Source organism: Pseudomonas sp. NFPP12 (assembly GCF_900103205.1).
In the GTDB taxonomy this organism is placed as follows: domain Bacteria; phylum Pseudomonadota; class Gammaproteobacteria; order Pseudomonadales; family Pseudomonadaceae; genus Aquipseudomonas; species Aquipseudomonas protegens.
The window spans coordinates 94,109-105,740 of the sequence record NZ_FMWW01000005.1 but is presented as its reverse complement, the minus strand read 5'-3'; the positions used below and the strand labels follow the sequence as shown (position 1 = coordinate 105,740).

The window sequence follows — 11,632 nt, the reverse complement described above, 5'->3', positions numbered from 1 at the left end:
TTGGCGGACATCGTTCCAACGTTATGTAGTGCGCGCTGCGGCATACTACATGATGAACTGCGGTTGTGAAAATTAGACTAAAAGCGTCGTTCCGCGACTTTAAAGTGCAGTGCGGTCACGCAGGGGAATGCGATGTTCTCAAAAAGCCGGTGGATTGTTCCATATAAATACAAAAAGTTGTACACGATTTGTGTTTTGCCTTGCGCCCCCTCGTAGGAGCCGGCTTGCCGGCGAATGGGCCTTCGGGGTTGGCGTCGGCCTTGCGGGCGCATTCGCTGTCCTGCACAAGCTGCTGCCATATGGGCTGGAAGGCGCGGGGAATGAGGCTGCCTATACTGGATCTTTCATTGCTCAAAGAGGGCTGCGCCATGGACCATCTCGTTCTCACGGTATTCGCCCCGGACAAGGCCGGCCAGGTCGAGCGCATTGCCCAGTGCATCGCCGAGCATGGCGGCAACTGGCTGGAAAGCCGCCTGTCACGCATGGCCGGGCAGTTCGCCGGGATCCTGCGGGTGGCAGTGCCGGCCGAAGCCTACGATGAACTGGTGGATGCCCTGCAAGGCTTGTCGGCCCAGGGCATTCGCGTGCTGATCGCCGAAAGCGGCGTGGAGCAGTCCTGCACCTGGAAACCCATCGCCATGGAACTGGTGGGCAACGACCGCCCGGGAATCGTGCGCGACATCACCCGGCTGCTGGCCGAGCAGGGGGTGAACCTGGAGCGCTTGGTGACCGAGGTGCGCCCAGCGCCCATGAGCAGCGAGCCGCTGTTCCACGCCGAGGCGATCCTTGCGGTGCCCCTGACCCTGTCCCTGGAAGTGCTGCAGGCGCGCCTGGAAACCCTGGCGGACGACTTGATGGTGGAATTGGTCCTGCGCAGCGAGCCCTGAGCCTTGTGAGGGTTATCCCAGTAAACCGTGCATGTGCCTGTGGATAACCTGTAGAGACCAGGCCCTGGCCCAGAGCCAGCGCGGCGTTGCGCCAGTTGATCAAAAAACCAGCAGTTTCAAGGGCTTGTGCACAAAGGGCGGGGACCAGGCTGTGGATAACCTTGGGAAGAACTGCTGCAAGCCACGAAGAACGTGGCCTGCAGGGCTTTGTACGTTTATTGATCAGCGACGCCCGCGCAGGCTGAGCCAGGCATCCACGCTATATACTGCCAGGCCGGCCCAGATAAACATGAAGGCCAGCAGGGTGCTGGAGGACAGGTGCTCGTCGAACAGCAGCACGGCCTGCAGCAGCACCAGGGTGGGAGCCAGGTACTGGAGGAAACCCAGGGTGGTGTAGGGCAGGTCCCGCGCGGCAGCGTTGAAGCACACCAGAGGTACCAGGGTCACCGGGCCGGCAGCCACCAGCCACCAGGCCTGGGAACTGCTCCAGAACTCGGCATGGGCACTGCTGGCATCGGGGTGCAGCAGCAGCCAACCCAGAGCGATGGGCACCAGCATCCAGGTTTCCACCACCAGGCCGGGCAGGGCCTTGACCGGCGCCTGCTTGCGGATCAGCCCGTAGAAGCCGAAGCTCAGCGCCAGCATCAGCGAGACCCAGGGCAGGCTGCCTACCTGCCACACTTGCTGGGCCACGCCCACCGCCGCCAGGATCACCGCCAGCCACTGCATGCGCCGCAGGCGTTCGCCAAGAATCAGCATGCCCAGCAGCACGTTGACCAGTGGGTTGATGTAGTAGCCCAGGCTGGCTTCGAGCATGCGCCCGTTGTTTACCGACCAGACGTAGGTCAGCCAGTTGGCGGCGATCAGGGTGCCGCTCAGGGCCAGGATCGCCAGGCGCCTGGGGTTGTCTCGCAGTTCGCGCCACCAGCCGGGGTGCTTCCACACCATCAGCAGCAGGGCGCCGAACAGCGCCGACCAGAGCACCCGGTGGATGATGATCTCGACCGCGGGAACGCTGGCGATAGCTTTGAAATAGAGCGGGAACAGACCCCAGATGATGTAGGCGGTCAGACCCAGGATGTACCCGCGGCGCGGGTTGGCGGCTTGCATGCAGAATCCTTGCTTAGGCAGCTAACAAAGCCGCAATTGTAAGGACAATTGTCTAGACCTGTCCTGACTTTTACCCCGCCGCCCACTGTGGACGCCGGCTTGCCGACGAGGGCAATCTCTCGGGCCCTTTCGCTGGCAAGCCAGCTCCTACGGCTGGCGCCCTGGTGTGGACGCCGGCTTGTCGGCGAAGGCGGTTTCTCGGGCCCCTTTCGCTGGCAAGCCGGCTACTGCAGGCCGGGTCAGAACAGCTTGAGGGGTTCTTCGTTGAGGGCCGCCAGCTGTTCGCGCAAGGCCAGCACCTGATCGCCCCAATAACGCTCGCTGCCGAACCAGGGGAAACTGTGGGGGAACGCCGGGTCGTCCCAGCGTCGTGCCAGCCAGGCGCTGTAGTGCATCAGGCGCAAGGCTCGCAGTGGTTCGATCAGGGCCAGCTCCCGCGGGTCGAAATCATGGAACTCGCTGTAGCCATCCATCAACTCGGACAACTGGCCCAGGCATTCCTGGCGGTCGCCGGCGAGCATCATCCACAGGTCCTGCACCGCCGGGCCCATGCGGCAGTCATCCAGGTCGACAATATGGAACATCTCGTCGCGGCACATCATGTTGCCGGGGTGGCAGTCGCCGTGCATCCGGATGTTCTGGTGTGGCGTGGCCTGGTAGACCTCTTCCACCCGCTTGAGCAGGTCCCGGGCCACCGACTCGTAGGCTGGCAGCAGGCTCTTGGGGATGAAGTTGCCCTGCAGCAGGGTTGCCAGGGAATCGTGACCGAAGTTCTTCACCCCCAGGGCTTCGCGGTGTTCGAACGGGCGGGTGGCACCCACCGCGTGCAGGCGGCCCAGCAACTGGCCGAGTCGGTAGAGCTGGTCCAGGTTGCCTGGCTCCGGTGCGCGGCCGCCGCGGCGGGGAAACAGGGCGAAACGAAAGCCCGCGTGTTCGAACAGGCTGGCGCCGTCGTGAATGATCGGCGCCACCACCGGCACGTCGCATTCGGCGAGTTCGAAGGTGAAGCGGTGTTCTTCCAGGATCGCTTCGTTGGTCCAGCGCTGGGGCCGGTAGAACTTGGCGATCAGTGGCTCGCTTTCGTCGATGCCGACTTGATAGACGCGATTTTCGTAGCTGTTGAGCGCCAGCACGCGGGCGTCGCTGAGAAAGCCGATGCTTTCAACGGCGTCCAGGACCAGATCGGGGGTCAGTGTTTCAAACGGGTGCGACATGCTTACTCCTGCGCGCAGCAGGCTGCCGCGTCCGGCCAAGCATGGTAACGCAGACGGGGAGCCAGCGGGGGAGGGTTTGCCGGTGGTTCGGCCGTGCGTCGGGGTCGCCGCCCAGCCGGTTCCTACGGGTGCAGAAGCCGGCCGGGCGCGAGGCGGGGTCAGGCGCCGATGACGCCGCCGTCTTCCCGGGTGATAGCCATGACCGAGGAGCGTGGCTTGCCGTTGAGCAGGTGTTCGGGGAATGTCGAACCGCCGTTTTCCCCAGGGTGCTGGATACCCACGAACAGGGTCTTCTGGTCCGGGGCGAAGGCGATGCCGGTGACTTCGCAACCCACCGGCCCGACCATGAAACGGCGGATCTCACCGCTGTCCGGATCGGCGCAGAGCATCTGGTTGTTGCCCATGCCGGCGAAGTCGCCGCTGTTGCTGTAGTCGCCGTCGGTGAGGATCCACAGGCGCCCGGCCTTGTCGAAGCCCAGCCCGTCGGGGCTGTTGAACATGTTCTGCGGGGTGATGTTGGACGACCCACCTTTGGGTTGGCCGGCGTGCACCCCCGGGTTGCCGGCCACTACGAACAGGTCCCAGGAAAAACTCATGGCACCATGGTCGTCGCCGCCGGTGCGCCAGCGCAGGATCTGCCCGTAGACGTTCTTCTCCCGCGGGTTGGGGCCGCCTACCGGCTGGCCGTCCTCGCCACGCTTGGAGTTGTTGGTCAGGGTGCAATAGACCTGGCCGTCCTTGGGGCTGACCACTATCCATTCCGGGCGGTCCATGCGCGTGGCCTGGACCACGCTGGCGGCCAGGCGAGCCTGGATCAGCACCTGGGCCTGGTCGGCGAAGCCGCTGCTGGCGTCGATGCCGTTCTTGCCGTGGGTCAGCTCGATCCACTGGCCCTGGCCCTTGGGGTGGTCCGGGTTGCCGTCGCCGGCATCGAAGCGGGCCACGTACAGGGTGCCGTGGTCCAGCAGGTCGCGGTTGGCCTTGGGGTTGCGGTGGTTGATCTTGTCGCGGCTGATGAACTTGTAGATGAATTCGCCACGCTCGTCGTCGCCCATGTAGACCACGGCGCGGCCGTCGCGGGTTTCGGCCAGGGCGGCGTTCTCGTGCTTGAAGCGACCCAGGGCGGTGCGCTTGACCGGGGTCGATTGCGGGTCGAACGGATCGATCTCCACCACCCAGCCGTGACGGTTGAGTTCGTTGGGGTTCTTCGCCAGGTCGAACCGCGGATCGTGCAGGTGCCAGTTGATCTCCTTGCTGGCCACCACGGCGCCGTAGCGCTTCTGCGCGGCGTCGAATTTCTGCTCGGCGTTGCTGCTGCCGAAGCAGTCGGTGAAGTTCTCTTCGCAGGTCAGGTAAGTGCCCCATGGGGTCTTGCCGTTGGCGCAGTTCTGGAAGGTGCCGAGGACTTTCTTGCCCTTGGGGTCGGCGCTGGTCTTGAGCAGATCGTGACCGGCGGCGGGGCCACTCAGGCGGATCGGCGTGTTGCCGTGGATCCGTCGGTTGTAGCGTGAGCCCTGGACGAACTGCCACTGGCCATTCTTGCGCTGCACTTCAATCACCGACACGCCTTCGCTGGCCTGGGCCTTGCGCACGTCTTCGGCGGATTGCGGCAAGCCGCCATGGGGATAAAGGTAGCGGTAGTTGGTGTATTCGTTATTGATGGCCATCAGCGCGCGGTGGCGGTCGTCCGGGAAGGCGAACAGGCTCATGCCGTCGTTGTTGTCGCCAAACTGCACTTCCTGGGCCCGGGCGGTGCCATTGCCGCTGGGGTCGAAGGCCGGGCCGTTCTTGGCCAGGGGCTGGCCCCAACTGATCAGTACCGAGGACTTGTAGCCAGGTGGCAAGGTGATGCTGTCGCTGGTAGCGGCAGGGATGCCGGCAAAGCCCAGCAACTGGCTGGTGCCGGCGCTGACGCTGGCGGCCAGGGCGCTGCGGCTCAACAGGTTGCCGCCCAGGAACAGCGCTGCACCGCACAGGGCGCCGGCACCGATGAAACCGCGGCGGCTGAGGCCGACCATCTGTTCCAGGTCGGTGGGTTGGTCTTCTTCTAGTAACAGGCTCATATCAGGCTCCCTGCAGGTTTTTGCAGCCACCTTAATGAGCCCCCATGACGAATATGTTGCAGTGAAATGGCGGTGGAGCCTTGGTCAGAGCGGGGTTCCGATCAGCACGTGGGACGGTGAGAACTGCACCTGGACGGTCGAGGATTCCTTCAACTCCAGGGTCTTGAGCAGCAACGGCTCGGCCAGGGCGCACAACGTCTGACCATTGGGCAGGGCAATTCGCACCTCGCAGGGGCCGTCCTCGGCGTCGAGAATCTGCTCGATCGTGCCCCTCAGGCAATTGTGTCCAGTTGTTACTTGGGCGCCCGCGGCTTGTACGTCCAGCCAGCCAGCCTTGATCAGTGCCACCACTTCGGTCCCCGGCAGCAGCTCCAGGCGCAGGGTGCTGTCGTGGGTGATCTGCGCCTGGAGTTGCAGGCCCTCGGGCAGTTCCAGGACGATCAGGTCGTTGCAGCCCTGGCTTTCGACAGCCCGGACCTTGCCATGCAACTGATTGCGCGCGCTGGTGCGCAGCATCAGGCGGCTGAGCAAGTCGAGGTCGCTGGTGTCTTCCGCCGCTTCCAGTACCTGGGCCTGCAGAGCTTGCAGGCGCTGGTAAAGACGCAGCACTCGCTCGCCCTCGGCGGACAGCTTGGCGCCGCCGCCGCCCTTGCCGCCGACGCTGCGCTCCACCAGCGGGCTCTGGGCCAGGTTGTTCAGTTCGTCGATGGCATCCCAGGCTGCCTTGTAGCTCAGGCCGGCGCTTTTTGCCGCGCGGGTGATGGAGCCTTGTTCGGCGATGTGTTGCAGCAAGGCAATGCGTTGCGGGCGGCGGACGATGTGCTGGGTCAACAGAGTGGGCAAGGACATGGCGGGGGCGCTTTGAACACTGGGGTGGGACTGGGAGTTTGCGGCTTGGGCGACGAGAGTCAAGTCAGTCGCCGGTGCCGGGGCTTGGGGTCCTGGCCAGGCAGTAGATATCCACCCGACGGGCACCGGCGTCGATCAGCAAACGGGCCAGGGCCTGGGCGGTGGCTCCGGTGGTCAGGACATCGTCCACCAGGGCCAGGTGTCGTCCTGCAACCTGGGCCTGATCTGCAAGGGCGAAGGCCTGGCGCAGGTTGCGCTGGCGAGCCCGGGCATCCAGGCCCTGCTGGGCGGGGGTGTCTTGGGTGCGCAGGAGGAGCTCGGGTTGCACCACCAATTGCAACGAAGCGCCCAGCCACTGGGCCAGCATGCCTGCCTGATTGAAGCCGCGCTGGCGCAGCCGCCTGCGGGACAGTGGCACCGGCAGCAGGCAATCAGGCCGTGGCAGGCTTTCATCGAAGCGATAGTGGAGGAACTGGCCGAGAAGTTCGGCCATCAGCCGGCCAAAAGGCCATTTTTCATGGTGCTTGAAACGGCTGATCAGGCTGTCCACCGGGAAATCGTAGCGCCAGGGTGCGATCACCCGCTGAAACGCCGGCGGCTCTTGCAGGCACTGGCCACAGGTGAGGCCGGGCCCAGGCAGGGGCAGGGCGCAGACTGAACACTGGGCGCCGAGCCAGGGCAGCTCGTCCAGGCAGGGAGCACACAGGGCCAGGGCCGAATCGCTGGGTTCGTCACACAATAAACATGCCTGATTGTTTTTTAACCAGATGTAAACCGGTCCTTTGTATCTGGGTTGACAGTGCATGGCTCTTCCTTAAATATGCCGAACATCCGTGTCGCGGCTGTGGGCTTTCCTGTCCTGCGCCGCTTGCCAAGCATAATCAAGGAATCGCCCATGAGCGCCAGCACCACCGCCACCCTGCGTCATGACTGGACTTTGGCTGAAGTCAAAGCCCTGTTCGTCCAGCCCTTCAATGACTTGCTGTTCCAGGCGCAGACGGTGCACCGCGCGCATTTCGACGCCAATCGGGTCCAGGTTTCCACGCTGCTGTCGATCAAGACCGGCGCTTGCCCGGAAGATTGCAAATATTGTCCGCAGTCCGGTCACTACAACACCGGCCTGGAAAAGGAAAAGCTCCTTGAGGTGCAGAAGGTCCTGGAAGAGGCCGCCCGGGCCAAGGCCATCGGTTCTACCCGTTTCTGCATGGGCGCGGCCTGGAAGCACCCTTCGGCCAAGGACATGCCCTATGTGCTGGAGATGGTCAAAGGCGTGAAGGCCATGGGCCTGGAAACCTGCATGACCCTGGGCCGTCTCGATCAGGACCAGACCGAGGCGCTGGCCAAGGCCGGCCTGGACTACTACAACCACAACCTCGATACCTCGCCGGAGTTTTACGGCAACATCATCACCACCCGCACCTACAGCGAGCGCCTGCAGACCCTGGCCTATGTGCGTGACGCGGGCATGAAGATCTGTTCCGGCGGCATTCTCGGCATGGGCGAATCCTTGGATGACCGCGCCGGCCTGCTGATCCAGCTGGCCAATCTGCCGGAGCATCCGGAGTCGGTGCCGATCAACATGCTGGTGAAGGTGGCGGGTACGCCGCTGGAAAATGCCGAAGAGGTAGACCCCTTCGACTTTATCCGCATGCTCGCGGTGGCGCGGATTCTCATGCCGCAATCCCATGTGCGGCTATCGGCCGGCCGTGAGGCGATGAACGAGCAGATGCAGGCCCTGGCGTTCTTCGCCGGCGCCAACTCGATTTTCTATGGCGACAAGTTGCTGACCACCGCCAACCCGCAGGCCGACAAGGACATGCAGTTGTTCGCGCGCCTGGGCATCCAGCCCGAAGCCCGCGAAGAACACGCCGACGAGGTGCACCAGGCCGCCATCGAACAGGCCCTGGTGGAGCAGAAAAGCAGCGAGCAGTTTTACAACGCCGCCGTCTGACCTTCTGCCGTAGGAGCCGGTTTGCCGGCGAATCTCGCGAGCCTCATGGATTTCGCGTCGCCTGCTTCGCCGGCAAGCCAGCTCCTGGCGATGAACTGCCCGTAAGCCAACATCGAGGCCTGCATGTCTTTTGATCTCGCCGCGCGCCTTGCTGCCCGCCGTGCCGAACACCTCTATCGCCAGCGCCCGCTGCTGCAGAGCCCCCAGGGGCCGCAAGTGGTGGTCGACGGTCAGCCATTGCTGGCCTTTTGTAACAACGACTACCTGGGCCTGGCCAACCATCCGCAAGTGATCGAAGCCTGGCGTTCCGGTGCCAGCCGCTGGGGCGTGGGCGGTGGTGCTTCCCATCTGGTGATCGGCCACAGCACGCCCCATCACGCCCTGGAAGAGGCGCTGGCCGAACTCACTGGCCGCCCTCGGGCGCTGTTGTTTACCACCGGCTACATGGCCAACCTGGGGGCGGTGACGGCGCTGGTGGGGCAGGGCGATACGGTGCTGGAGGATCGTCTCAACCACGCGTCGCTGCTTGATGCGGGGCTGCTTTCCGGCGCGCGCTTCAACCGCTATCTGCACAACGATGCGCACAGCCTGGCCAAGCGTCTGGAAAAGGCCACCGGCAATACCCTGGTGGTCACCGATGGGGTGTTCAGCATGGACGGCGATGTCGCCGACCTGCCGGCCCTGGCTCGGGCAACCAAGGCCCGTGGCGCCTGGCTGATGGTGGACGATGCCCATGGTTTCGGGCCGCTGGGGGCCAATGGCGGCGGGCTGGTGGAGCATTTCGGCCTGGGGCTGGATGAGGTGCCGGTACTGGTGGGCACCCTGGGCAAGGCTTTCGGCACCGCCGGGGCCTTTGTCGCCGGCAGCGAGGATCTGATCGAAAGCCTGATCCAGTTTGCCCGGCCTTATATCTACACCACCAGCCAGCCGCCAGCCCTGGCCTGCGCCACCTTGAAAAGCCTGGAGCTGCTGCGCAGCGAGCATTGGCGGCGCGAGCACCTGGCGGCCTTGATCCGTCAATTCCGCCAAGGCGCCGAGCAGATCGGCCTGCAGCTGATGGACAGTTTCACCCCGATCCAGCCGATCCTGGTGGGCGACAGTGCTCGGGCCGTGCGCCTGTCGCAGATGCTGCGTGAACGGGGAGTCATGGTCAGCGCCATTCGCCCGCCTACCGTGCCGGCCGGCAGCGCGCGGCTGCGGGTGACCTTGTCCGCGGCCCACAGCGAGGCCCAGGTGCAGCTATTGTTAAGCGCGTTGGCAGACTGTTTCAGAGAACTGCAAGCGGAGCCGAGCCATGCGTGATCGACTGATTCTGTTGCCGGGCTGGGGCTTGGGCGTGTCGCCGCTGGAACCTCTGGCGGCGGCCTTGCAGGGGCTGGATGAACACTTGCGGGTGGAGATCGAGCCCTTGCCGGAGTTGACCTCCAGCGACCCGCAGGACTGGCTGGACGAACTCGATGACGCCGTGCCGGACAATGCCTGGCTGGGTGGCTGGTCCCTCGGCGGCATGCTGGCTTCGGAACTGGCGGCGCGCCGTGGTGAGCGCTGCTGCGGCCTGCTGACCCTGGCCAGCAATCCCAGTTTTGTCGCCCATGAACAATGGGCCAGTGCCATGGCCGGGGAAACCTTCGACGGCTTCCTGGCCGGCTGCGCGGCCGATCCGCGAACCACCCTCAAGCGTTTTGCCTTGCTCTGCGCCCAGGGCGCCGCGGACACGCGAGGCCTGTCGCGGTTGCTCCTGAGCGGCGCGCCGACCACGGCGCCGGCGGTGCTGATGGCCGGGCTGGAGTTGCTGGCGCAGTTGGATACCCGCGAAGCCTTGCAAGGCTTTCGCGGGCCGCAGTTGCACTTGTTTGCCGGGCTCGATGCTCTGGTGCCTGCCGAGGCGGGCGGTGAATTACTGGCCTTGCTGCCGGATATTGAAGTTGGCCTGATTGAACACGCCAGCCACGGATTTCTCCTGGAGGACCCCCATGGAGTGGCGGGAGCGATCCAGGCTTTCTTGCATGAGTCCGGTGATGACTGACCTTTCTCTGACTGCCTTTCCCGGTCGCCTGCCTGACAAGCGCCAGGTCGCGGCTTCGTTCTCCCGCGCGGCGGCCAGCTACGACAGTGTCGCGGAGCTGCAGCGTGCGGTCGGGCAACAATTGCTCAGCCGTCTGCCCCCGGGCCTTGAGCCACGGTGCTGGCTGGACCTGGGCTGCGGCACCGGGCATTTCAGCCGGGTGCTGGGGCAGCGTTTCAGTGCTGCCCAGGGACTGGCCCTGGATATTGCCGAGGGCATGCTCAATCACGCCCGGCCTTTGGGTGGCGCGGACCATTTCATCGCCGGGGACGCTGAACGCCTGCCGTTGCAAGGCGACAGTTGCCAATTGATCTTCTCCAGCCTGGCGGTGCAGTGGTGCGACGATTTCTCTGCCGTGCTCAGTGAAGCGATGCGGGTGCTCAAGCCGGGCGGCGTGCTGGCTTTTGCCAGCCTGTGCGTGGGTACTTTGCAGGAACTGCGCGATAGTTGGGCACAGGTCGATGGCCAGGTTCACGTCAATCGCTTCCGTGAGTTCGAACGTTATCGACAGCTGTGTGAAGCCAGTGGCTTGCAAGTGCGCAGTCTGGAAAAGGCGCCCCATGTCCTGTATTACCCGGATGTGCGCAGCCTGACCCATGAGTTGAAAGCCCTGGGCGCGCACAACCTCAACCCCGGACGCCCGGGCGGCTTGACCGGACGGGCGCGGATCGCCGGGTTGATCGATGCCTACGAGGGTTTCCGACAGGCCAAGGGCCTGCCGGCGACTTATCAAGTGGTCTATGCCGTGCTGGAGAAACCGCTATGAGCCCTGCCTACTTCATTACGGGTACCGATACCGATGTGGGGAAAACCACCATTGCGGCCGGCTTGCTGCATGCGGCGCGTCTGGCCGGCCTGAGTACTGCTGCGGGCAAGCCGGTGGCTTCGGGTTGCGAGCTGACGGCCAAGGGCCTGCGCAACGCCGATGCCCTGGCATTGCAGGCGCAGTCTTCGTTGCCGTTGGCCTATGCAGAAGTGAATCCGGTTGCCTTCGAACCGGCCATCGCCCCTCATCTGGCAGCGCGAGAGGCCGGGGTGGCGCTGACCGTGCAGTCGCTGTTGACGCCCATGCGCCATCTGCTGGCCAAGGGCGCGGACTTCACGCTGATCGAAGGCGCGGGTGGTTGGCGGGTACCCCTGGCAGACCAGGACAATTTGTCGGATCTGGCCATGGCGCTGGGGCTGCCGGTGATCCTGGTGGTGGGCGTGCGTCTGGGTTGCATCAATCATGCGTTGCTGACGGCCGAAGCCATCGCTCAGGACGGCCTGCAACTGGCGGGGTGGGTGGCCAATATCATCGATCCAAAGACCTCTCGTCTGGAGGAAAACCTCGCAACCCTGGCCGAGCGCTTGCCGGCCCCGTGCCTGGGCAGGGTGCCGAAACTCAAGCCGGCCAGCGCCGAGGCGGTGGCCGAGCATTTGCAACTGGATCTGCTGGACTAGATTTTGCCTATTGCAAGGCATATTGCCATTAGTGTTTTTGACGGGTGTTT

11 protein-coding genes are annotated in these 11,632 nt (G+C 64.4%); 6 read left to right on the top strand and 5 right to left on the bottom strand.

What is annotated here, in order from left to right; translation table 11 throughout:
* Positions 1–368 precede the first annotated feature (368 nt).
* On the top strand, positions 369–887 hold the full coding sequence (locus tag BLS75_RS21590; RefSeq protein WP_011063874.1) for a glycine cleavage system transcriptional repressor: 519 nt from the start codon (positions 369–371) through the stop codon (positions 885–887).
* 222 nt (positions 888–1,109) lie between these two features.
* On the opposite strand, the gene rarD is transcribed toward BLS75_RS21590, so the two are convergent.
* The 5 genes from rarD to BLS75_RS21565 form a co-directional block, all read right to left on the bottom strand.
* Positions 1,110–1,997, bottom strand: a complete 888-nt coding sequence (rarD, locus tag BLS75_RS21585) for an EamA family transporter RarD (protein WP_011063873.1) — start codon at positions 1,995–1,997, stop codon at positions 1,110–1,112.
* A 239-nt stretch (positions 1,998–2,236) separates the two neighbouring features.
* Positions 2,237–3,211, bottom strand: a complete 975-nt coding sequence (locus tag BLS75_RS21580) for a serine/threonine protein kinase (RefSeq protein WP_011063872.1) — start codon at positions 3,209–3,211, stop codon at positions 2,237–2,239.
* Positions 3,212–3,369: 158 nt separating this feature from the next.
* Positions 3,370–5,274, bottom strand: coding sequence for a PhoX family protein (locus tag BLS75_RS21575; protein WP_072451758.1), 1,905 nt, complete (start codon positions 5,272–5,274; stop codon positions 3,370–3,372).
* Positions 5,275–5,358: 84 nt separating this feature from the next.
* Positions 5,359–6,123 (bottom strand): TOBE domain-containing protein, encoded by a 765-nt coding sequence (locus BLS75_RS21570; RefSeq protein ID WP_011063870.1) that lies wholly within the window; start codon positions 6,121–6,123, stop codon positions 5,359–5,361.
* Positions 6,124–6,187: 64 nt separating this feature from the next.
* Entirely contained in the window at positions 6,188–6,928 is a 741-nt protein-coding gene (locus BLS75_RS21565) for a ComF family protein (RefSeq protein ID WP_072451757.1), read from the bottom strand.
* Positions 6,929–7,018: 90 nt separating this feature from the next.
* Between BLS75_RS21565 and bioB the strand changes: the two genes are divergently transcribed.
* From bioB to bioD, 5 genes are all read left to right on the top strand, one after another.
* Positions 7,019–8,074 (top strand): biotin synthase BioB, encoded by a 1,056-nt coding sequence (gene bioB / locus BLS75_RS21560; protein ID WP_011063868.1) that lies wholly within the window; start codon positions 7,019–7,021, stop codon positions 8,072–8,074.
* Positions 8,075–8,197: 123 nt separating this feature from the next.
* Positions 8,198–9,376, top strand: coding sequence for an 8-amino-7-oxononanoate synthase (gene bioF / locus BLS75_RS21555; protein WP_072443649.1), 1,179 nt, complete (start codon positions 8,198–8,200; stop codon positions 9,374–9,376).
* On the top strand, positions 9,369–10,100 hold the full coding sequence (locus tag BLS75_RS21550; protein ID WP_072451756.1) for an alpha/beta fold hydrolase: 732 nt from the start codon (positions 9,369–9,371) through the stop codon (positions 10,098–10,100). The genes bioF and BLS75_RS21550 overlap by 8 nt, the downstream gene beginning before the upstream one ends.
* Entirely contained in the window at positions 10,093–10,905 is an 813-nt protein-coding gene (gene bioC / locus BLS75_RS21545) for a malonyl-ACP O-methyltransferase BioC (RefSeq protein WP_053154238.1), read from the top strand. Before BLS75_RS21550 ends, bioC begins: the two co-directional genes overlap by 8 nt.
* Complete coding sequence (gene bioD / locus BLS75_RS21540; protein ID WP_011063864.1) at positions 10,902–11,582, top strand: dethiobiotin synthase; 681 nt, start codon at positions 10,902–10,904, stop codon at positions 11,580–11,582. The genes bioC and bioD overlap by 4 nt, the downstream gene beginning before the upstream one ends.
* Positions 11,583–11,632: the final 50 nt, after the last annotated feature.